The organism is Achromobacter veterisilvae (assembly GCF_900496975.1).
Taxonomy (GTDB): Bacteria; Pseudomonadota; Gammaproteobacteria; order Burkholderiales; family Burkholderiaceae_B; genus Achromobacter; species Achromobacter veterisilvae.
The window spans coordinates 123,640-144,728 of record NZ_UFQC01000012.1 but is presented as its reverse complement, the minus strand read 5'-3'; the positions used below and the strand labels follow the sequence as shown (position 1 = coordinate 144,728).

Below are 21,089 nucleotides of genomic sequence, written 5' to 3'. Positions count from 1 at the left end.
GCCGGCCCCGCCTATTTCTTGATGTCCGCCTCGACCAGCACCTTCATGCCGCGCGGCTCCAGGAGCGCCGCCAGCGCGGCCAGCGCCGCCACGCCCGCCTTGGTGTCCTGTTCGCCGTTGCCGCCGCTCAGGCCCACGCCGCCGATCACCTCGCCGTTCACCACGATGGGAAAGCCGCCGACGAACACCGCGAACTTGCCGTCGAAGCTCCACTGGATGCCGAAGGCCTCGTTGCCGGGCAGCGCCGGCCCGTTGGGCGGCGTATTGAACAAATGCGTGGAGCGCTTGTGCCCGGCCGCGGTGAACGCCTTGTTCCAGGCGATCTGCGGGCCGGTGATGCGCGCCCCGTCCATGCGTTCCAGCGCGATGGGGTAGCCGCCGTCGTCCACGATGCAGATGGATTCCAGCACGCCGATCTCTTCCGATTTGGCGATGGCGGCGCGCACCATGACGCGCGCTTCTTCAAGTTCCAGGCGATAGACCTGCTTCATAGCGATATCCTCTTCCGATTGCGATGGACGGGACCGCCCGGGCGTCAGCCCGCGCGGTACACGGTCTTGATCTGGGTATAGAACTCCAGCCCCGCGCGCCCCGACTCGCGGAACGTGGACGTGCTGGAATGCTTGAGCCCGCCGAACGGCGCGTTGATCAGGTTGCCGGTGGTGGTCCGGTTGATCTTCACCGTGCCCGCCTGGATGTCGCGGGCGAAGCGGTGCGCATAGCGCGCGTCGGTGGTGGCGATCGCGGCCGCCAGGCCGTATTCGGTATCGTTGGCCTTGGCGATGGCGTCTTCGTAGCCGTCGACCTCGATCAGCGCGATCACCGGGCCGAAGATTTCCTCCCGAGCGATGCGCATCTGCTGCGTCACCCCGGTAAAGAGCGCCGGCGTCACGAAGTAGCCGCGGTCGAACCCCGCGCCGGTGAGGCGGTCGCCGCCGTACAGATGGGTGGCCTCCTGCTTGCCGAGCGCCACGTAGCCCAGCACGCTGTCCAGTTGCTTGGCGGTGGCCAGCGGGCCCAGGTCGAAGTTGCCGTCCAGGCCGTTGCCGATGGTCAGCGCCTTCATCCGGGCCAGCAGCCTGTCGGTGAAGTCCTGCCGCACCCGCTTGTCCACCAGCACCCGGCTGGTTCCCGTGCAGGCCTGGCCGCTGAGCGAAAAACCGCCCTTCACGGCGAGGTCCACGGCCCGGTCCAGGTCGGCGTCCGCCAGCACGATCAGCGGATTCTTCCCGCCCAGTTCCATCTGCGTGCGCGTGGTCAGCCCGGCCGTCCGATGGATCTGTTCGCCGGCGGCGGTGGACCCAGTGAACGAAATCGCGCGGACCGCGCGCGCCCCGGTGATGGCCTCGCCGACCGCGCCGGCCGGCCCGGTCAGGAAATTGAGCACGCCGGCGGGCAGGCCGGCGTCGATGAAGGCCTCGGCCAGGCGGTAGCCCGACAGCGGCGCGTCGGAGGACGGCTTGAACACCACGGTATTGCCGGATATCAGCGCCGGGGCGATCTTGCGGGCCGGAATGGAAATGGGGAAGTTCCAGGGCGAGATCACCGTCACCACGCCCAGCGGCTCGCGCTGGCTGTAGACCACCATGTCCGGATCGTCGTTGGGATAGGTCTCGCCGGTGTAGGACTGCCCTTCCACGGCATAGAAACGGATGGTCTGCGCGGAACGCAGCACTTCGTCCTTGGCCAGGCCCAGGCTCTTGCCTTCCTCCCGCGTCAGTTCGCGGGCGATGTCGCCGGCGCGGTCTTCGAGGTATTGGGCCGCGCGGAACAGGATGGCGGCGCGCTTGGAGATCGGCGTATCGCGCCAGCCGGGAAAGGCGGCCTCGGCCGCTTCCACCGCCTGCCGCGCGTCGGCCGCGTCGGACACCTGGAAGCGGCCCACGATATCGGCGGTATCCGCGGGATTGACGTTGGGCGCCGTTTTGCCCGCGGCGCCGGGAATCCAGTTGCCGCCGATGCGGTTCAGGAATGTTTGCTGCGAGAGATCGTCCACGGGAGCGCTTCCTTAGGCTGAACCAGGCGCCGCCCGGGAGGACGGCCATCTGGTTTTGAACATTGTATACTTTAATCTGAGCTACTCAACTCCAGATCAGCACGGCGCAGATCGTCGAGATGAACAGCGCCAGCAGCACCGGCAGCAGCAGGGCGCGCACCAGGGACAGCACGTTCACCCGCGCGAAACCCGCCACCGCGATCAGCGAGGACCAGGCGATCAGCGTGCCGCCGCCCGTCCAGACGGCGCCCATCTGCCCGACCGCCGCCAGCGTCGCCGGGTCCACGCCCACCACCGGCCCCAGGGCGCCGGACAGGGTGCCGGTCAGCGGCAGGCCGGCGAAGCCCGAACCGTCGATCCCGGTGATCATGCCGACCAGCAGCACGCCGAACGCCACCAGGAAATGGTTTTCGGGAATCAGGTGCTGCCCGGCCGAGATCACCTCGAACAGCAATCCCGGCGCCTGCGCCTGGGGCACGCCCAGGATCTGCGCGGCCGTTTCATTGGCGCCCACGAAGAAGAAGCCCGCGATCGGCAGCACCGAGCCCATGGCCTTGAAGGCGAACACGAACCCGTCGGTGACGTGTTCGGGGCAGACGTCCAGCATCTTGCGCGGCCCTTCCGCCGCCAGGGTGACCAGCATCATCACGACGAAGGCCACGCCGCCCACCAGCGCCGCCGCGTCGCCGCCGCGCAGCGCGGGCAGGGACGGGAACAGGCGCGGCAGCACCATCACCGCGATCACGCCCAGGAACGCCAGCGGCGTCACGATGGCGAAGGTCTTGGACCAGCGCACCCGGCGGCGTTCTTCGCCGCTCAGTTCCGGCTCGCGGGGCAGGGCCGGGTCCGCGCCCATGGTGCCGCGCGCCAGTTCCGCCTTGTCGAAAGAGCCGGACTGCTCGATGCGGGCCAGGCTGCCGTCCTGCCCGCGCTCCTGCCAGGCGGACAGGAGCGCCGGATCGGCCGCCACGATGTGCTTGCGGACCAGCAGGTAGGCGGCCACCAGCGCCACGGCCCCGGTGATTACCGACAGCACCAGCGCGCGGTCCGCCACCACCGCGGCGCTGACCGCCGCCCCCGCCGCCTTCGCGCTGATGCTCGGCGCCACGCCGATCACGTAGTCCGAGGACAGGGCCATGCCCTGGCCGGCGATGGCGATGGCCATGGCGCCCGCCAGGGGCGGCAGGCCGGCCGCGATGGCCGCGGGCAGCAGGATGGCGGACACCAGCGGCACCGCCGGCGTGGGCCAGAAGAACAGGGAGATCACATAAGTACAGAGGGCGATGATCGCGAACGAGGAATGGCCGCCCCGCATCACGCGGCGGAACGGCTGCACCATGCGCACGTCCGCCTGCAACGTCTTGAGCGCGTTGAGAAGCGCCGTCATGAAGGTGATCACCAGGAAGATATTGAACAGCTCTTTGGCGGCCACGAAGCTGGCCGAGAAGATGCCTATCAGCGCGCTGACCGGGTTGCCGGTGATGGCGAACACCACCAGGAAGGTGCCGATGACCGATGGCACCACCACGTTGGCCCGCAGGATCATCGTCAGGATGATCGCGGCCACGCTGAATAGGTACATCCAATGCGCGGAATTGAGCACTACGTCCGATTGCATGCGTTTTCCCCTTGTATGCGTGGCTGTCGGGTCACCACTGTCGGTATACTATATTTCGTTTTGATCTATATCAATCAAAATATGCGTACCCTGGGAAAAGCGATAACTCTAGGAAACCCTTGAATAACATCAAAGAATCAGGGGATTACCCTAGTTTTTCATCCCTATCGGGAAATTCCGCCGAATCATGGATAGACTACCGTATACATAAAAATCTAAGCCAGGCATGACCTCCTCCCTGCCGACTCCCGATCTGATGCAATACGCCACCATGGCCGTCGTCGTGTTCGGCGCGGCGATCGCGCAGGGCGTGGGCGGCGTCGGCTTCGCGATGTTCGCGGCGCCCGTGGCCGCCATGTTCTTTCCCCAACTGGCGCCCGGCCCCCTGCTGACGCTGGGCGGCTGCATTTCCCTGCTGACCGCGCTACGCGAACGCGCGGCCATCGACTGGCCGGCCGTCTCCTACGCGTTGGCGGGCCGCGCCGTGGGCACGCTGATCGCCATCTACGCCATGACGCGCTTCGCGCCCCAGGCGCTGGGCGTCCTGTTCGCCTGCCTGATCCTCGCGGCCGTCGCGCTCAGCGCGGCCGGCCTGCGCTTTTCCGCGACGCCGGGGCGCGTCTCGGGCGCGGGGGTCGCATCGGGCATCATGGGCACGATGACCTCGGTGGGCGCGCCGCCCATCGCCATCGTGATGCAGCATGCGCCGCCGCCGCGGCTGCGGGCCACGCTGGGCATGGTGCTGTTCCTGGGATCGATTTTCTCGCTTGCCATGCTTGCGCTGGCCAAGCGGTATACGGGTTACCACGCCGGGCTGGCGCTCAGCCTGGCGCCCTTCCTGCTGGCCGGTTTTGCGGTCTCCAACCGGCTGCGCAACCGGCTGCCCCCGCGCGCGGTGCGCGGCGTGCTGCTGGCGGTGTGCGCCCTGGGCGCGCTGGGAGTGCTGGCCAAGGCTTTCTGGGGCGGTTGATGCCTTGCGTCCCGGCCGGCACTCGGCTACACCCGGTAATACAATGGAGACTGTATCCATTACGCCAAACCTGCTCGCCATGACCACGACTCCCGTCAGCCCGCAAGCTGTAGCCACGCAGCATTCCGCTCCGCTGAAGATCGGCGAGCAGCACCCGCAATTGTTCGCCGTCATCCGCGACAAGCTGCGCGAACGCATCCTCAGCGGCGAATTCACGCCCGGCGACCGCCTGGTCGAAGGGCGCCTGTCCGAAGAAATGGGCGTGTCGCGCATCCCGGTGCGCGAGGCGCTGCGCGCGCTGGCGGCCGAAGGGCTGGTCACCATCGAGCCCCGGCGCGGCGCGTCGGTGTCGGTGCTGTCCGACGCGGTGGCCTACGACATGGTGGAAGTGCGCGCCACCCTGGAAGGGTTGAACGCCAAGCTCGCGGCGCAGCGCCGCGACGAAAAGACGGTGGAACGCCTGCAGGCGTTCCTGCGCGAAGGCATGGAGGCCGCCCGCAGCGAACAACTGGACAAGTTCCTGGCCCTGAATTCGCAATTCCACGAAATGCTCGCCACCATCGGCGGCAACGTGGTGCTGACCGACCTGATGCGCTCGCTGCGCGACCGCACCGCGCTGCTGTTCGCCCCCAGCAATATGCGCCGCGCCAAGCAGAACTGGGACGAGCACTCGCAGATTCTGAACGCGGTCATCGCCGGCAACGGCGACCTGGCCGCCCTGCTGGCCAGCCAGCACGTGCACAACGCCGCCAAGGCCTACACCGAGGCGCAACAGGCGCAGCACGCCTCGGTGGCGTGAGCGGCGCCGTCCCGCCCGGCCCCGGCCCTCAGGTTTCGGCCCGCACGGGGTCGGCGGGCGCGCCCACCACCACGCCCTTGCCGTTCTGGATCACCCACGACACCTTGATGTCGCCGTTCACGAAGGTCTGGCACGCCATGCGGTAGCCCGCCTCGAAATCCTCGGGACGCAGATGCTTGCGCTCCTTGGGCTTGATCGCGTCGGTATTTTCCAGCCCCTCTTCGATACGGCATTTGCAGGTGCCGCACAGGCCGCCCCCGCACTTGAACGGAATGCCGCCTTTTTCCCTGAGCGACACGCGCAGCAGGTTGCTGTTTTCGGGCGCCGTGGCGACCTTGCCGCCATTGGAGATGAAAGTGATCTGGACCATGGTGTTCAGTGCTCCGCGGAAACGGCGCCGGGACGCAGCGTCAGGGTCGATTCCATGCTGCCGAAGTGCGTGAGGTGGCCGAGTTCCTTGCGGGCGGCTTCCACCGATTCGAACTTCTCCAGGAACTTGGAGGGCACGCGGTTCACCACGTACGGCGGAGTCTCTTCGGTGACGATCAGCTTCGTCTCCCCATGCAGCCGGGCGATACGGTATTCCGCCAGCGCGCGGCCGTAGAACACGTAGTCGTAGGTTTCGATGATGTCCACTCCGTCGCCGGTTTCCGTGCGGAACACGCCGGGCTTGGAGGTCAGGATTACGTATACCGGGTCCATCGCCGCTAGGCCTCCACGTCCTGGGTCAGCTCGATATCGCTGTTGAGCCACAATTGGCAGGCCAGCCGGTAGCCCTGGTCGATGCGGTCGCCCAGTTGCTTCTTTTCCTTCCAGTTCACCGGGGGCAGGTGCTCGGCCCCGGCCAGCACGCGGCAGGCGCACTTGGCGCACTTGCCCATGCCGCATTCGTAGCGCAGGTGCGGATAGGGGAACTGCTTGATGCCGGCCCGCACCACCAGGTTGGTGTTTTCCTTCACCACGTCGGTGTAGGTCTGGCCGCCTTTATGGAATACAACGGTAGGCATGGTTCTCGGATCCAGGGTCTGCGGTCCGGCAGCCGCCCGGCGGCAAGGCCGGGGCGGCGGGCGCCGGAGAATCAGGCGGCGAGGCCCAGCTCGGGCAGCGCGATGTCGTTCTGCACGTAGTCGGTGTAGAGCGCCGTGGTGTACAGCAGCCGCATCTGGGCGCCGATCTCGCAGATCTTCAGGCAGCGCTGCTGCAGCTCCACCGTGTCGGCGTGCTCCAGCACGATCTGGTAGCCGCGTTCGCCGTGGATTTCGTCCGACACGATGTGCAGGTCGAAGAATTCCACTTCCTCGTCGGTGAATCCGTACTTTTCGCGCAGGGTCGGCGTCTGCTTGCGGTAGATGGAAGGCACCTGCGATTCCAGGCCGACCACCAGCCCGGCCACGGCCACGATGGGGTCCTCGCGCATGGCCACGGCGTAGCACCAGCTTTGCAGCGCCCGCGTGGTGGGCGACATATTGTCGGGATCGACCACCCGTTCGCGGGTGGTGCCGCAGGCCTCGGCGAAGCGGATCAGCAGGTCCGTGTGGCGGTCTCCGCCGATCTCTTCCTCATACATATTGGCCAGCAGGAAGTCCTTGGCCTCGGTATAGGTGTCGGGCGTGCGCGCGTACAGGTATCCCAGGTAGTCGGCGAAGGGCCCGACGTAGTGGTAGTGGTTCTCGGCCCAGCGCTGCAGGTGCTGGCGGCTGAGCTTGCCTTCGGCCCAGGCAATCGAAAAAGGCGAGGCATTGGCGCTCTTGCCCTTGATCGCGTTTTCCAACGCGGTGCGGAATTCATCTCGGTTCATCAGTTCAGCCATGACGGGCTCCAGGTCCAGTAGGGAGGATTCCAGGCTGCCTTAGCCCGGGCATGTTGAACATTGTATACCGTCTACTGTTTTGGGGTCCTAGGGCAATCCCGGACAAATGGCCGATAAACAGGGACAGTCTTTTCAGATCAAGCACTTGGAGCGTACCGGGTGGGGCTGGCGTCCAAAGGCCATCGCTGGTACACTGAATACACTTTCAATGCAATACGGAAATACCATGAATACCCGCCACCCCCTGGGAGATGCCCCGATCGGCCAGCAACTGCTGACGCACTACGCCCGCCGCGATGCCGTGCGCCATGCCACCCCCTTGTTCCCTTCGTCGTGGTCCGAGTGCTTCGCGCCGTTCCGCACTGCGCGGCTGCAACCGCTGCGCGCGGCAACGCCCGCCCCGCATCGGCACGATGACGCGGCGGCCTGCCAGGCAGGCTGAATAGCGGAAAAAGGCCGGCCCTTGCGGCCAGGCCCAGGTGCAGGCGCGCCTAAGCGGCGCGCAGTCCGGCGCGCCGCCGTTGCCAGGCGGCCAGCGCCAGCACCAGCCCGAACCCCAGCGTATAGGCCAGCATGTCCCACCAGTCGGGCACGCTGCCCAGCACGATCCTCAAGAGCGGCTGCTCCAGCCGCCAGCCGAAATGCCGGGCCAGGTACTGGCCCAGTTCCACCGCGTAACCCGTCAGCAGCGCCGCCATCGCCAGCGGCAGCACGTCCGCCCGGATGAAGCTGCGGTACGCCAGGTACGCCCACCCCACCGCCACCACGTCGCCCACGAACCCCCGCAGCACGGGATAAGGCGCGCCCAGGGTGGCGATCAGCGCTTCCAGCACGGTCACGGCCAGCAGCGCGCCGAATGCGCGCCGATTGAAAGTCAGGGTCATCGAATCGGAAAAGTCGGATATTGGAACGGCCAGCGCGGACATTAACGCATTTGTCAGGCCGCGGCGCGTAGCCTCGTCCAGGCAGTGTTCGCACCCAAAAAAACGCCGCGGGCAGGGCGTTCGACAAAAACGAGGAGACACGAAGATGAGCGCATTCGATACGAATGGGCGCCGGCGCTTCCTGCGCCAGGCCTGTACCCTGGGAGCAACCGGCACGCTGGCGGGCCACGCGCTGACCAGCCTGGCCGCGCCCGCCACCGTCACGCTGCCCTTCGCCAACGGCGAACGCGACCTGATCGCATATCCGCAGAAACGCCCGCTGATCCGGCAGACCTCCCGTCCGCCGCAACTGGAAACGCCGTTCGCGGTCTTCAACGAGAACGTCATCACGCCCAACGACGCCTTCTTCGTGCGTTACCACCTGGGCAATATCCCGACCTCGATCGACCTGGACACCTACCGCATCCGGGTGAGCGGGCTGGTGGACAAACCGCTGGAACTGTCGCTGGCCGACCTGAAACGGCAATTCGGCAAGCCGGTGGAACTGGTGGCCGTCACCCAATGCTCGGGCAACAGCCGGGGCTTCTTCACGCCGCGGGTGGGCGGCGGGCAATCGGGCAACGGCGCCATGGGCAACGCCCGCTGGGTCGGCATCCCGCTCAAGCGCATTCTTGAACAGGCCGGCCTCCATGCGGGCGCGCGGCAGGTCACGTTCGAAGGCATGGACCGCCCGGTGCTTCCCGGCACGCCTGAATTCATCAAGGCGCTGGACACCGCCCACGCGATGGACGGCGAGGTCATGCTGGCGTATTCCATGAACGGCGCCGACCTGCCCATGCTCAACGGCTACCCCGTGCGCCTGGTCGTGCCCGGCTACTACGGCACCTATTGGGTCAAGCACTTGGCCGACATCAAGGTGCTGGACAAGGAGTTCGACGGCTTCTGGATGCAGAAGGCCTATCGCATCCCCGACAACGATTGCGCCTGTACGCCGCCGGGCAAGGCCCCGGAAAAGACGCGCCCCATCGGCCGCTACAACGTGCGCAGCTTCATCACCAGCCTGGCGGAAGGCACCCGGGTCGCCCGGGGCAAGTCCGTGCAGGTGCGCGGCATCGCCTTCGACGGCGGCAAGGGCATCCGCGAGGTCCAGTTCTCGTCCGACGGCGGCAAGACCTGGCGCGCCGCTTCCCTGGGCAAGGACCTGGGCCGCTATTCCTTCCGCGAATGGCATGCCGACTTCACGCCCAAGAACACCGGCGACTACGAACTGAAGGTCCGCGCCACCAACATGGCGGGCGACACCCAGCCCCTCGAGCCGCTCTGGAACCCGGCCGGCTACATGCGCAACGTGGTCGAAACCATCCGCGTCACCGCCGCCTGAGGAGCCCGCCATGATCCGCCACTTCCGTCGTTGCGCGCCGGCGCTGCTTGCCCTGGCCGCCGCCTGCCTGGCCCCCGCGGCCCAGGCCCTGGAAATCAAGCTTCCCCAGGAAACCGCCAAGCTGCATCCCGGCACCGGCCCCGGCGCCCAGGGCGCGTCCCTGTGCCTGATGTGCCACTCGGTGGACTACGTGTCGTCGCAGCCGCCAATGCCGCTGGGCTTCTGGGACGCCGAGGTCAAGAAAATGGTCGGCACCTACGGCGCCCCCATTCCCGCCGAGCAGGTCCCCCTGATCGTGGAATACCTGAACCAGGCGTACCCGCCCGCGCCGTCCGCCGCCAAGCCGTAGCCAGGACTGGGCGCCCGGCAAGGCCGTCCCGGCCCCGCCGACAGCGGGCCGGGGCGCATCCGCCTGCGGCCTCGGCACGCCCCGCCGTCCATCCGCTTGGCGTACCATTACCCGACCCAGACAGCCCGCCGCGGCGCCTCCGGGCGCCTCGCCTCCCTCTCCATGCTGCAACCCGTTTCGGCCACGAACGACCTTCCCCCGGACGCGCCGGCCGCCCCCGTCCTGCGGGTAAGCACGCTTTCCCCCTTCGCCTTTCCCGCGTTCCGCATCATCTGGATCGCCAACCTGTTCGCCAACCTGGGCACCTGGGCGCAATCCGTCGCGGCCGCCTGGATCATCACCACCGAGCAAAGCAGCCCGCTGATGGTCGCCATGATCCAGGTGGCCGCCGCCTTCCCCCTGGTGGCGCTGTCCATCCTGACCGGCGTGCTGGCCGACAACTACGACCGGCGCAAGGTCATGCTGACCGGCATGCTGCTGGAACTGGCGGGCGGGGTCTTCATCACCGTGCTCGCCTTCGCCGGGCTGCTGCACCCCATCACGCTGATCGCGTCCGTCTTCTGCATCGCGATCGGCAGCGCCGTGGTCACCCCCGCCTGGCAGGCCGCCGTGGGAGAACAGGTGCCGCGCGCCCACGTCGGCAGCGCGGTGCTGCTGAACAGCGTCAACTTCAACGTGGCGCGCGCCGTGGGGCCGGCCATCGGCGGCCTGCTGCTGGGCGCCATGGGCGCGCCCTGGGTGTTCCTGCTGAACTGCTTCTGCTACGGCAGCCTGATCTGGGCGATCTGGCGCTGGAAGCGCGACCTGCCCGTGCGCCGGCTGCCGCCCGAAGGCATTTTCGAAGGCGTGGTGGCGGCGCTGCGCTACACCCAGCATTCCACCGTGACGCGCGTCGTGATGCTGCGGTCCTTCGCCTTCGGCCTGTCGGCCAGCGCGCTCTGGGCGCTGCTGCCGCTGCTGGCGCACGAACACGAAGGCGGCAGCGCCCTGCTGTACGGCTACATGCTGGGCGCGCTGGGCCTGGGCGCCATCGTCGGCAGCGCCGCGGTGCGGCGGGCGCAGGCGGCCTGGGGCGCCAGCCGCCTGGTCAGCGTCGCCGCCGGGCTGCTGGCCGCCTGCCTGCTGGCCCTGGGCCTGGCCGGCTCCCTGTGGATCGCGTTTCCGGCGCTGCTGCTGTCCGGCGGCTGCTGGATCGGCGTGCTGGCCACCTACAACACCACCGTCCAGATGCTGGTGCCCGACTGGGTCAAGGCGCGCGCGCTGGCGCTGTACCAGACGGCCATCTTCGGCGGCCTGGCGGCCGGCTCGTTCATGTGGGGCCACTTCGCCGGCACCATGGGCGTCTCGGGCGCGCTGGCCGCCGCCGGCATCATGCTGGGCATCACCGTGGCGCTCCTGTACCGTTCGCGCCTGCCCGAACACGTGGACACGCAATCCCTGGCGCGCGCCGACAGCGCCGAACCCGCGCTGGCCGCGGCGGGCTTCAATACGCAGCACGGCGCCGTGCTGGTCGCGGTGGAATACCAGATCGAGCGGGACAAGCTGTCCGCGCTGATCCAGGCCGCCCATCCCCTGCGCCTCCTGCGGCTGCGCAACGGCGCGCAGCAGTGGCAGCTATTCCGCGACCTGGAGCGCGAAGGGGTCTGGCGCGAAGTCTTCCTGGTGGAAAGCTGGATGCAGTACCTGCGGATGATCGACCGCATGACGCTGGCCGACAAGATGGTGCTGGACAAGGTGCACGCGCTGCACGCCGGCGGCAAGCCGCCGGTGGTGTCGCGCAACGTCAGCTATCTGGCGATGAACGAAGCGCAGGGCTTTTCCCTGCGCCGGGACCCGGAATCCCTGTAGGCCAGGCCTTCTCCGGCGCCCACCCGCCCGGCACCCGGCGCATGCGCGGGGACTCGAACGCGCAGGCCACCGGTATCGGCGCGCCGTTCCCGTCCACCAGGCGCGCGCGCCAGCGCTCGCCCTGGCACATGGCCACGACGATGCCCGCCACCTCGGCGCCGCAGCGGGCAAGCAGTTCCAGCGCGGACACCATCGTCTGCCCGGTGCTGACGGCATCGTCCACCACCAGCACCCGGCGGCCCGCCAGGCTGCCCGCCAGATTGGGGTCCACATACAGCAGCTTGCCGGCGTCCGGCGTGGTCAGCGAGCGCACCGGCACGGCCAGGCGCTCGTCGTACCAATACTTGCGCGAATAGCCGAACGGCACATAGCGTTTGAACCCGAGCCCGCGCGCCACCATCGGCGCGAAAGCCAGGCCCAGCGTGGGCAGGCCCACCACCATTTCGGCGCCGAAGGCGCGCGCGCGCTCGGCCATGAAGCCCGCCAGCGCGTCGGCCACGTCCAGGCTCGCCTGGTTGGCGATCAACGACGCCACGCAGCGCTCGGGGTCGCCGGGCACGCCGCGCAGCGGCAGCACCAGATAGCGGCCGTCCGGCAGCCGCGCGGGATAGCCGCGGACATAGGGCGGATCCAGGGGCAGGGACAGCGCGTCGGCGCCCACGATCTCCTGCCAATAGTCGGTCGTGGCGTCGAACGCCGGCGCGCCGGCGGGGATCGGATCGTGGGTAGCGGTCATGCGTCGCGGGAGGAACGGCCGCCGGCGGCCAGATAGGCTTCCGCCAGCGTCACCCAGTAGCTGGCCGTGACCGGCAGGATATCGTCGTTGAAATCGTAGTCGGGGTTGTGGACCATGCAGCCGCCTTCGCCCTCGCCGTTGCCGACGATGAAATAGCTGCCGGGCACCGCCTCCAGCATGAAGGCGAAGTCGTCGCTGGCCTGCAAGGGCTCCAGGTCGGGGATGAGCAGGCCTTCGCCGAGCCAGTCGCGCGCCACGGCCGCCGCGAACTGCGTGGCGCCGCGGTCGTTGACCACGGGCGGGTAGCGCCAGCGGTAGTCCACCTCGACGGTGGCGCGGTGCACGGCCGCCTGGGCGGTGGCGATCGCGGTGATGCGTTCGCGCAGGAGCGCGCGCGTCTCGGGGCGGCGCGCCCGCACCGTCAGGCGCAACTCCACCGACTTCGGGATCACATTGGGCGCGTCGCCCCCGTGGATGGCGCCGATGGTCACCACCGCCATGTCGTTGGGATCGATCTCGCGCGACACGATGGTCTGCAGGGCCAGCACGATGCTGGCCGCGGCCACGATGGGATCCACCGCCACGTGCGGCATGGCGCCATGGCCGCCGACGCCGCCGACCGTCAGCACCACCGTATCGGACGAGCTGTACATCACGCCGGAACGGAAGCCGAAATGGCCCGCCGGATAGCCGGGTTCGTTGTGGAATGCGTAGACCGCGTCGCAGGGGAAGCGTTCGAACAGGCCGTCGGCGATCATCTTCTGCGCGCCGCCATGGCCTTCCTCGGCCGGCTGGAAGATCAGGTGCAGCGTGCCGTCGAAGCGGCCGCGCTCGGCCAGGGCGCGGGCGGCGGCCAGCAGGGTGGCGGTGTGCCCGTCGTGGCCGCAGGCGTGCATCTTGCCGGGGTTGCGGCTGGCGTAGGGCAGGCCGGTGGTCTCGTGGATGGGCAGGGCGTCCATGTCCGCCCGCAGGCCCAGCCGGCGCGTGCCGGCGCCCCGCCGCAAGGTGCCCACCACGCCGGTCGCGCCCAGGCCGCGGTGCACCTCGTAGCCCCATTCCGCCAGCCGCTGCGCCACCAGGTCGCCGGTGGCGATCTCTTCGTAGGCCAGTTCGGGATTGGCGTGGATGCGGTGGCGCAGGGCCACCATTTCGTCCTGGATGGCCTGGATTTCGGGCAGCACGGGGCCGCGCGCGGGAAGGTTCATGGCGTGGTGTCCTTGTCTTATTCCTGCTGGATGTCGGCGCTCTTGACGATGTGGGCGTACAGGGCCTTTTCCTTCTTCAGGAACCCGGCGAAATCCTGCGGCGTCCCCTGGCCGGCGATGGCGCCGCCTTCGGCCAGGCGCTTTCGCACCTCGTCCATCTTCAGCACGGCGTTCAGTTCCTGGTTCAAGCGCCGCACCACGGCGGGATCCGTGCCCGCCGGCGCGAACACGCCGGTCCAGGTATTCAGTTCGAAGCCCTTGAGCGCCGGCGTTTCGCCGAACGCCTGCACGTCCGGCAGCGTATCGACGCGGCCCGCCGAGGTCACGCCCAGCGCGCGCAGTTTCTTTTGCTGTACCAGCGGCGTGGCGCTGGTGGTCACCAGCAGGCCCAGGTCCACCTGGCCGCCCATGACGTCGTTGGTGATCTGCGCGCCGCCGCGGTAGGGCACGTGCACCAGCTTGACCTTGGCCTGGTCCTGCATCACTTCCATCGCCAGGTGCAGCACGGTGCCCACGCCCGACGAGGCGTAGGTCAGCGTGTCGGGCTTCTCGCGGGCCAGCGCGATGAGTTCGCCCATGTCTTTTACCGGCAGGCCCGGGCGGGCCAGCAGCACGACGGGCGCGGTGGTCACCAGGGCGATCGGTGCCAGGTCGGTCTCGGCGTCGTACTTCACCGCGGAATTGATCAGCCGCGCCACGCTGACCGGGCCGTCGAAGCCCATCACCAGCGTATAGCCGTCGGGCTTGGCGTGCACGGCCTTGGCCACGCCCAGCACCCCGCCGGCGCCCGCCACGTTGTCCACGATGACGGATTGCTTCAGCCGGTCCGCCAGTTTCTGCGCCACCAGCCGGGCCGTGGTGTCGACGTTGCCGCCGGGGCTGAACGGCACGATCAGGGTCAGCGGTCTGGCCTCGGGCCAGGCGGGATCGGCGGCGGCGGCCGGGGCGATGCACAGCGCGGCCGCCAGCGCGGACACGGACAGGAACAGGCGTTTGAACATGGCGGGAACGGTCGGAACGGACGAAGCGCGCGCGCAAGGCGCGCGGCGCGGAGGAGGGCGACGGCGCCATCCTACCCAGATCCCGGTAATAACTGAAATGTTATATTTTTATAGATTCATCAGGTAAATCTATGACTAAGCGCCCCCCGCCGGACAGCCCGCCCGTCCCGGCGCGCCAGCCCACGCTGCGGCAGTTGCGCGGCTTCAAGGAAGTGGCCCGCCACGCCAGTTTCAGCCGCGCCGCCCAGGCGCTGGCGCTGAGCCAGCCCGCCCTGTCCGCCGCCATCCGCGAACTGGAGGCGCTGATGGGCGTGGCGCTGTTCGAGCGCAGCACCCACCACGTGCGGCTGACGCCGGCCGGCCTGGCCGCCCGCGCCCAGATCGAGTGGCTGCTCAACAGCTACACCCAGGGCGCCGAAGACCTGCGGCGCCTGCTGGACACCCAGGCCGCCACGGTGCGCATCGGCTGCATCCCGTCCACCATGCATTTGCTCGCCCCCGTGGTGGCCCAGTGGCGCCTGCGGCATCCGGACGTCGCGCTGATCCTCAGCGACCACCTGAACGACGAACTGATGGCCGCGCTGGGCAATGGCGAACTGGACATCGGACTGGGCCTGGACTTCGGCCTCACGCCCGGCCTGGCCGCCGCCTTCGTGGCCGAAGACGAACTGGTGGCCGTGCTGGCCGACACGCACCGCCTTTCGCGGCGCCAGGCGCTGACCTGGCAGGACCTCAAAGCGGAGCCGCTGGCCGTGCTGTCGCGCGGCAGCACCTACGAAATGATCGTCTCCACCCTGCGCCAGCAGGGGTCGGACCTGGCCGCGACCGACACCTTGAACTACACCGATACGCTGTACAGCCTGGTGCGCGCCGGCCTGCGCGTGGGGCTGATCTCGCGGCTGTACACGCAGGGCCAGCGCCAGGACGGCCTGGCCATCGTGCCCTTGCGGCGCCCGCGGCTCACGCGGCGCATCTGCCTGATGGCGCGCGCCCCGGAGCAGCAGGCCCGCGCGGCGGTCCGGCGCTGCTACGCCGAACTGGCCGAACGGCTGCGCGTCCACAACGTGGAATAGGCGGACGGCGCCCGCGGGGCCGCGCCGCCCGTGCCGTAGAATCGACGGTCACGATTCCCGGTCCGCAACCCGGACGCCTCGCGAGGCGGCCTGACACATGCTCACGTTCTCCCACCATACCGTTTATCCGGCCGGCGTCGGCCTGCCGGCATCGGAACGCCTGGGCGCGCTCCTGGCCGTCATGCTGGCGCTGTGCATGGCCAGCCTGGACACCGCCATCGCCAACACGGCGCTGCCCACCATCGCCCGCGACCTGCGGGCCGACGACGCGGCATCCATCTGGGTCATCAGCGGCTATCAACTGGCCATGGTGGCGGGCCTGCTGCCGGCCGCGGCGCTGGGCGAGATCCTGGGCCACCGCCGCGTCTATATCGTGGGGTTGGCCATATACACCGTGTCGTCGCTGACCAGCGGCCTGGCGCCGTCGCTGCCCACCCTGGTCGCGTCGCGGATCCTGCAGGGCCTGGGCGCGGCCGGCGTCATGAGCGTCAACGGAGCGCTGCTGCGCTTCATCTACCCCTCGCACCTGCTGGGCCGCGGACTGGGCCTGAACGCCATGGTGGTGGGCCTGTCCTTCGCGGCCGGCCCCACCGTCGCGTCGGCCATCCTCCTGCTGGGGAACTGGCACTGGCTGTTCCTGATGAATGTGCCCGTCGGCACGCTCTGCGCGGTGCTGGCCCTGCGCGGCCTGCCCCAAACCACCCGCGCGCGGCATGGCTTCGACGGCGTGGCCGCGGCGCTGTGCGCGCTGACGCTGGGCATGTTCGTGCTGGGAACGAACGAGCTTGCCCACCGCGCCCCCCTGCCGCGCGTGGCGCTGGAATGGGGGATCGCCGCGGCCAGCCTGTTCCTGCTGATGCGGCGGCAGGCGGGCCACCCCGCCCCCATCCTGGCCGTCGACCTGCTGCGCCGCCCCCTGTTCGCCCTGTCCGCCGCCACGGCCATCTGCGCGTTCGCGGCCCAGGCGCTGGCGTTCGTGTCCTTGCCCTTCCTGCTGCAGACCACGCTGGGCTATACCCAGGTCGAGACGGGCTTCCTGATCACGCCCTGGCCCGTTGTGGTGGCCTTCATGGCGCCCATCGCGGGGCGCCTGTCCGACCGCTATCCCGCGGGCGCGCTGGGCGGCGTGGGCCTGGCGCTCATGGCGCTGGGCATGGCGCTGCTGGCGCTGATGCCGGCCGACCCGCCCATCTGGGACATCGCCTGGCGCATGGCCGTGTGCGGCGCCGGATTCGGCTTCTTCCAGTCGCCCAACCTGCGCGCCATCATGATGTCGGCGCCGCCCTCTCGCGCGGGCGGCGCCAGCGGCATGATCGGAACCGTGCGCCTGCTGGGGCAGGCCTCGGGCGCGGCCATGGTGGCCGCCTGTTTCAACGTGTCCAGCACGCAGGGCGCCGTCGCCGCGCTGTGGCTGGGCGGCCTGTGCGCCGCGCTGGCCTGCGCCGCCAGTTTCTCGCGCCTGCGCTTCGACGCCTCGGAACCCGTGCAGGCGCCATCGACGCGGTAGGTCCGGGGCCCGCCGAGGCCTCTGCTCAACCGCAACAATGTTGCGTTATTTCCCCGTACTCCAGCATCAAACCGATATATTCGTAAGTTGTGCAACAGCGCCTAAATATCGTTGGCGCCGCGCCGTTGTTGTCGTTGCAGCCCCCCCGCTGCACCAGGGAACGACACGCATGAAACAGTTATTGAAAGACATCACCATCCGCCGCATGATCCTGTGCACCCTGCTCATGGTCAGCGCCTTGCTCGCCGGCCTGTCGGCCATCAGCGTCAATGGCTTGAACAGCGCGGGCCAGGCGCTCGCCGCCAGCAGCGAACTCCTGAACGAAGTGTCCGCCCTGTCCCGGGTCAACGATCAGATCATGCGCGCGCGCCTGCGCCTGTCCCGCCAACTGGAATATGCCGGCCTGGGCCAAACCGCCCAGGCGGCCGAGGAAGGGCGCAGCGTCGACGCCGCGCTGGACCAGGCCAGGAAGCAGCAGGCCGTTTTTGTGGAACGGGCCAGGAAAGACATCCCGGCGGCCATCCTGGATCCCATGCAGGCCGGCTTCGACGCCCTGGTCAACGGCGGCATCGCGGTGCAGCGCCAGCATCTGGAAGCCGGCGACATCGAACAGGCCCGCAAGCATGCGGCCGGCGCCGTGGTCACGGCCAGCCGCGCCTTCGGCAAGAGCATCGAAGCCTACGAAGCCTATGCCAAGGAACGCGAAACGCAATTGATGCAGGACGCCAGCGCCAAACGCCAGCGTGCCTATACCGGCATGGGCATCGTGCTGGGCGTCTGCCTGCTGCTGCTCGTGCTCGGCGACCGCTACGTGGCGGCTTTCGTCAAGCGGCCGCTGGACGACATCAAGAACCACTTCCGGCGCATCGCCGGCGGCGACCTGACCACCCCCATTCCGCCCTTTGGCCGCAATTGCGTCGGCCAGATCATCCCGTACCTGCAAGACATGCAGGACAGCCTGGTGCGCACCGTGCACACGGTGCGCGACGGCGTCGTCGAAATCAATACGGGCTCCAGCGAAATCGCCGCCGGCAACCAGGACCTGTCCAGCCGCACCGAGCAGCAGGCGGCCTCGCTGGAGGAAACCGCCGCCAGCATGGAACAATTGTTGTCCACCGTGACCAGCAACGCCGAGAACGCGCGCCAGGCCAACCGCATGGCCGCGGCGGCAAGCGAAGTGGTGCAGCGCGGCGGGCAGGCGGTGCAGCAGGCCGTGCGCACCATGCGCGAAATCGCCGAAGACTCGGGCCGCATCGAGGACATCGTCAGCGTCATCGACGGCATCGCCTTCCAGACGAACATTCTTGCGCTGAACGCGGCCGTGGAGGCCGCGCGCGCGGGCGAGGAAGGCAAGGGCTTTGCGGTGGTGGCGGCCGAAGTGCGGTCGCTGGCGCAGCGCAGCGCGGGCGCGGCCAAGGAAATCAAGCAGTTGCTGGATGCCTCCGGCGCCACGGTGCAGGCCGGGTCGGCGCAGGTGGAAGACGCGGGACGCACGATGGAAGAGATTCTCCAGACCATCGAACGCCTGACCGTGCTGGTCAACGACATCGCCACCGCCTCGCATGAACAGGTGACCGGCATCGGCCAGGTCAACACGGCCGTGACGCAGATGGACAATGTGACGCAGCAGAACGCGGCGCTGGTCGAAGAAGCCGCGGCGGCGGCGTCCTCGCTCGAAGCCCAGGCGCAGCGCCTGCAAAGCGCGGTCAGCGCGTTCCGGCTGCCCCCGCTGATCCGCCATGAGCCGCGCGCGGCGATAGCCGCCTGAAGCCGGCGCCCCTGCTATTCGCGCACGTAGCAGGGGTATTGCGATTGCTGTGCCCGCGATCGGGCGGGATCCACCTCGATCGCCACGATGGACTCGGTATCCGTGGACCCCGCCAGCGGTTCGCCGTCCGGCTGGAAGGCGAACGCGCGGCCGCCGAACACCTGCCCGTCCGCCGTACGTCCGGCGCGATTCGAGCTGACCACATAGCAGCCGGACACCAGCGCGGCCATGGCGCCGGCCGTCATCCAGCGCCCGATCGACGCGCCGCTGGCGCGCGGCGCCACGATCAGCTCCGCGCCGTCCCGCCCGTAGCGCCGCGAGCGCTCGTTGAACATCAGCTCCGTGCATAGCTGCACGCCCAGGCGGATGCCGCCCACCTCGAACACTTCGAAACCGGGCATGGCCGGCTGGAACCACGACGCTTCATAAAAGCCGGGTTCCTGCGGGAAGTATTGCTTGTGGTGCAGCGGCGTGTAGCGGCCGTCCTGCAGGGCGAAGGCCTCGTTGGCCAGGCGTTCGCCGGCCGGCACCGGCCGCGAGGACACGATGGCCGGCAATTTGAGCGCGGCCAGCGCTGCAAGCCCTTCCTCATGGATGCGGACCGACGCCGCGGCGCGGTCCGCATCGTAGGCTGGGCTCGCCGCCAGCCAGGGACCGAACGGCATTTCGTTGGTCACCAGCAGGTCCGGGGCAAGTTCGCCGATGCGGTCGGCCATCCCCTCCCAGGTCGCGCCCCGGGGCTCCAGGTCCACCGGACCTTCCATCATGCAAATCCGCATGCGTTTTCCTTCCACGATGTGCCTGCCCGGCATCGGGCACGCTGCCGCGACATCGTAAAGCGCCGCCGCCCGCTCCGGTGCGCGAAAACGGTATCCGGTCCTTTTCGGACGCATATCGGTCCGGATCCGCCGCCCTCAATCCAGCGGCATCGCGCCCACTTCCCCGGCGTGCCGGATGACGCGCTTGGGAATGTCTCCGCCTATCCAATAGGCCAGTTCGGACGGGTGGCCGATGTCCCAGGCCACAAAGTCCGCGACCCGGCCGGCCGCCAGCTCGCCGTGCGTCGCCTGCAGCCCCAACGCCCGCGCCGCGTGCACGGTCGCGCCGGCCAGCGCTTCCTCGGGCGTCATCCGGAACAGGGTGCAGGCCATGCTGAGCATCAACCGCAGGGACAGCGCGGGCGACGTGCCCGGATTCAGATCGCTGGAAATGGCGATCGGCACGCCATGCCGGCGCAATAGCTCAAGCGGGGGCAACCGGGTTTCGCGCAGCGCGTAGAAAGCGCCCGGCAACAGCACCGCGACCGTGCCAGCCCCGGCCATCGCCAGCACATCGCCTTCGGTCGCATGTTCCAGGTGGTCCGCGGACAGCGCGCCATAGCCCGCCGCCAGCGTTGCGCCATGCAGCGAAGATAGCTGTTCGGCATGCAGCTTGACCGGCAGGCCCAGGTGCCGGGCGGCCTGGAACACGCGGTCGACCTGCCCGGGCGAGAACGCCAGGTGTTCGCAGAACGCGTCCACGGCGTCGACCAGGCCCTCGGCCGCCAGCACCGGCAGAATGCGCCGCGCGACTTCGTCGATATAGTCGTCCGCGCGCCCGGCGAATTCGGGCGGCAGCGCGTGCGCCGCCAGGCAGGTGGCCTGGACCGTCAGGGGCAGAGTCTGCCCCAGGCGCCTGGCCACCCGCAGCATCTTGCGTTCATTCGGCAAATCCAGCCCATAGCCCGACTTGACCTCCAGCGTGGTCACGCCGTCGCGCAGCAGATGCAGGGCCCGCCGGCGCGCGCTGGCGTAGAGTTCGCCCTCGGTGGCGGCCCGCGTGGCGCGCACGGTGCTGGCGATGCCTCCGCCTTGCGCGGCGATGCTGGCGTAATCCACGCCTTGCAGCCGCTGCTCGAATTCCCGGCTGCGGTTGCCGCCGAACACCAGGTGGGTATGGCAGTCGATCAGCCCGGGCGTGACCCAGGCCCCGCGCAAATCATGGACCGGAGCGCCGTCGGCGCGCGGCAGCGCGTCTTCGGGGCCGATCCACTCGATGCTTTTCCCGCGCGTCAGGATGGCGGCGCGCTCGATCGCCGCATACTTGCCCCCCGCCATCGTGGCCGCGTGGCAGTTGCGCCAGACCTGTCTCATCCGCAACCTCCT

The 21,089-nt window shown here is 68.8% G+C and carries 22 protein-coding genes; 9 read left to right on the top strand and 13 right to left on the bottom strand.

Features of this window, described 5'->3' with window-relative positions:
- Positions 1 to 11: 11 nt before the first annotated feature.
- From AVE30378_RS13565 to AVE30378_RS13555, 3 genes are all read right to left on the bottom strand, one after another.
- On the bottom strand, positions 12 to 491 hold the full coding sequence (locus AVE30378_RS13565) for a GlcG/HbpS family heme-binding protein (RefSeq protein WP_129241395.1): 480 nt from the start codon (positions 489 to 491) through the stop codon (positions 12 to 14).
- Between the two features lie 44 nt (positions 492 to 535).
- Entirely contained in the window at positions 536 to 1,996 is a 1,461-nt protein-coding gene (locus tag AVE30378_RS13560; protein ID WP_129241394.1) for an aldehyde dehydrogenase family protein, read from the bottom strand.
- Positions 1,997 to 2,081: 85 nt separating this feature from the next.
- On the bottom strand, positions 2,082 to 3,614 hold the full coding sequence (locus AVE30378_RS13555) for a hypothetical protein (RefSeq protein WP_129241393.1): 1,533 nt from the start codon (positions 3,612 to 3,614) through the stop codon (positions 2,082 to 2,084).
- A gap of 226 nt (positions 3,615 to 3,840) precedes the next feature.
- On the opposite strand from AVE30378_RS13555, the gene AVE30378_RS13550 reads away from it, so the two are divergent.
- Complete coding sequence (locus tag AVE30378_RS13550; RefSeq protein ID WP_129241392.1) at positions 3,841 to 4,584, top strand: sulfite exporter TauE/SafE family protein; 744 nt, start codon at positions 3,841 to 3,843, stop codon at positions 4,582 to 4,584.
- A gap of 79 nt (positions 4,585 to 4,663) precedes the next feature.
- On the top strand, positions 4,664 to 5,383 hold the full coding sequence (locus AVE30378_RS13545) for a GntR family transcriptional regulator (RefSeq protein WP_129241458.1): 720 nt from the start codon (positions 4,664 to 4,666) through the stop codon (positions 5,381 to 5,383).
- A gap of 28 nt (positions 5,384 to 5,411) precedes the next feature.
- Here AVE30378_RS13545 and AVE30378_RS13540 read toward each other — a convergent pair whose 3' ends face one another.
- From AVE30378_RS13540 to AVE30378_RS13525, 4 genes are all read right to left on the bottom strand, one after another.
- Positions 5,412 to 5,762, bottom strand: a complete 351-nt coding sequence (locus AVE30378_RS13540; protein ID WP_129241391.1) for a 2Fe-2S iron-sulfur cluster-binding protein — start codon at positions 5,760 to 5,762, stop codon at positions 5,412 to 5,414.
- Positions 5,759 to 6,085 carry a ferredoxin gene (locus AVE30378_RS13535; protein ID WP_129241390.1) on the bottom strand — a complete coding sequence of 109 codons (327 nt, stop codon included), beginning with the start codon at positions 6,083 to 6,085 and terminating at the stop codon, positions 5,759 to 5,761. Before AVE30378_RS13535 ends, AVE30378_RS13540 begins: the two co-directional genes overlap by 4 nt.
- Positions 6,086 to 6,090: 5 nt before the next feature.
- The gene (locus AVE30378_RS13530; RefSeq protein WP_129241389.1) at positions 6,091 to 6,390 is read right to left on the bottom strand and encodes a 2Fe-2S iron-sulfur cluster-binding protein; all 300 of its coding nucleotides are present in this window, start codon (positions 6,388 to 6,390) and stop codon (positions 6,091 to 6,093) included.
- 71 nt (positions 6,391 to 6,461) lie between these two features.
- Complete coding sequence (locus tag AVE30378_RS13525; protein WP_129241388.1) at positions 6,462 to 7,193, bottom strand: iron-containing redox enzyme family protein; 732 nt, start codon at positions 7,191 to 7,193, stop codon at positions 6,462 to 6,464.
- 226 nt (positions 7,194 to 7,419) lie between these two features.
- On the opposite strand from AVE30378_RS13525, the gene AVE30378_RS13520 reads away from it, so the two are divergent.
- Complete coding sequence (locus AVE30378_RS13520) at positions 7,420 to 7,635, top strand: hypothetical protein (RefSeq protein ID WP_129241387.1); 216 nt, start codon at positions 7,420 to 7,422, stop codon at positions 7,633 to 7,635.
- 49 nt (positions 7,636 to 7,684) lie between these two features.
- On the opposite strand, the gene AVE30378_RS13515 is transcribed toward AVE30378_RS13520, so the two are convergent.
- A complete protein-coding gene (locus tag AVE30378_RS13515) occupies positions 7,685 to 8,077 on the bottom strand; it encodes a DUF2809 domain-containing protein (RefSeq protein WP_129241386.1) in 393 nt (130 codons plus the stop codon).
- A gap of 145 nt (positions 8,078 to 8,222) precedes the next feature.
- On the opposite strand from AVE30378_RS13515, the gene sorA reads away from it, so the two are divergent.
- The 3 genes from sorA (at position 8,223) to AVE30378_RS13500 (ending at position 11,655) form a co-directional block, all read left to right on the top strand.
- The gene (sorA, locus tag AVE30378_RS13510) at positions 8,223 to 9,458 is read left to right on the top strand and encodes a SorA family sulfite dehydrogenase catalytic subunit (protein ID WP_129241385.1); all 1,236 of its coding nucleotides are present in this window, start codon (positions 8,223 to 8,225) and stop codon (positions 9,456 to 9,458) included.
- A gap of 10 nt (positions 9,459 to 9,468) precedes the next feature.
- Positions 9,469 to 9,807, top strand: coding sequence for a SorB family sulfite dehydrogenase c-type cytochrome subunit (sorB, locus tag AVE30378_RS13505; protein WP_129241384.1), 339 nt, complete (start codon positions 9,469 to 9,471; stop codon positions 9,805 to 9,807).
- Between the two features lie 162 nt (positions 9,808 to 9,969).
- Complete coding sequence (locus tag AVE30378_RS13500; protein WP_129241383.1) at positions 9,970 to 11,655, top strand: MFS transporter; 1,686 nt, start codon at positions 9,970 to 9,972, stop codon at positions 11,653 to 11,655.
- Here the strand turns inward: AVE30378_RS13500 and AVE30378_RS13495 are convergent.
- The 3 genes from AVE30378_RS13495 to AVE30378_RS13485 are packed head-to-tail and all read right to left on the bottom strand — an operon-like array spanning position 11,591 to position 14,597.
- A complete protein-coding gene (locus tag AVE30378_RS13495) occupies positions 11,591 to 12,391 on the bottom strand; it encodes a phosphoribosyltransferase (RefSeq protein WP_129241382.1) in 801 nt (266 codons plus the stop codon). The genes AVE30378_RS13500 and AVE30378_RS13495 overlap by 65 nt on opposite strands.
- Entirely contained in the window at positions 12,388 to 13,596 is a 1,209-nt protein-coding gene (locus AVE30378_RS13490) for a M20 aminoacylase family protein (RefSeq protein WP_129241381.1), read from the bottom strand. Before AVE30378_RS13490 ends, AVE30378_RS13495 begins: the two co-directional genes overlap by 4 nt.
- 17 nt (positions 13,597 to 13,613) lie before the next feature.
- The gene (locus AVE30378_RS13485) at positions 13,614 to 14,597 is read right to left on the bottom strand and encodes a Bug family tripartite tricarboxylate transporter substrate binding protein (RefSeq protein ID WP_129241380.1); all 984 of its coding nucleotides are present in this window, start codon (positions 14,595 to 14,597) and stop codon (positions 13,614 to 13,616) included.
- A gap of 131 nt (positions 14,598 to 14,728) precedes the next feature.
- Here AVE30378_RS13485 and AVE30378_RS13480 point away from each other — a divergent pair, with 131 nt between their 5' ends.
- From AVE30378_RS13480 to AVE30378_RS13470, 3 genes are all read left to right on the top strand, one after another.
- Positions 14,729 to 15,670 (top strand): LysR family transcriptional regulator, encoded by a 942-nt coding sequence (locus tag AVE30378_RS13480; protein WP_129241379.1) that lies wholly within the window; start codon positions 14,729 to 14,731, stop codon positions 15,668 to 15,670.
- A 97-nt stretch (positions 15,671 to 15,767) separates the two neighbouring features.
- Positions 15,768 to 17,177, top strand: coding sequence for an MFS transporter (locus AVE30378_RS13475; RefSeq protein WP_129241378.1), 1,410 nt, complete (start codon positions 15,768 to 15,770; stop codon positions 17,175 to 17,177).
- Between the two features lie 169 nt (positions 17,178 to 17,346).
- Complete coding sequence (locus AVE30378_RS13470) at positions 17,347 to 18,945, top strand: methyl-accepting chemotaxis protein (RefSeq protein ID WP_129241377.1); 1,599 nt, start codon at positions 17,347 to 17,349, stop codon at positions 18,943 to 18,945.
- A gap of 14 nt (positions 18,946 to 18,959) precedes the next feature.
- On the opposite strand, the gene AVE30378_RS13465 is transcribed toward AVE30378_RS13470, so the two are convergent.
- On the bottom strand, positions 18,960 to 19,712 hold the full coding sequence (locus AVE30378_RS13465; RefSeq protein ID WP_244235035.1) for a carbon-nitrogen hydrolase family protein: 753 nt from the start codon (positions 19,710 to 19,712) through the stop codon (positions 18,960 to 18,962).
- A 147-nt stretch (positions 19,713 to 19,859) separates the two neighbouring features.
- Positions 19,860 to 21,077, bottom strand: coding sequence for an imidazolonepropionase (hutI, locus tag AVE30378_RS13460; RefSeq protein ID WP_129241375.1), 1,218 nt, complete (start codon positions 21,075 to 21,077; stop codon positions 19,860 to 19,862).
- Positions 21,078 to 21,089 lie beyond the last annotated feature (12 nt).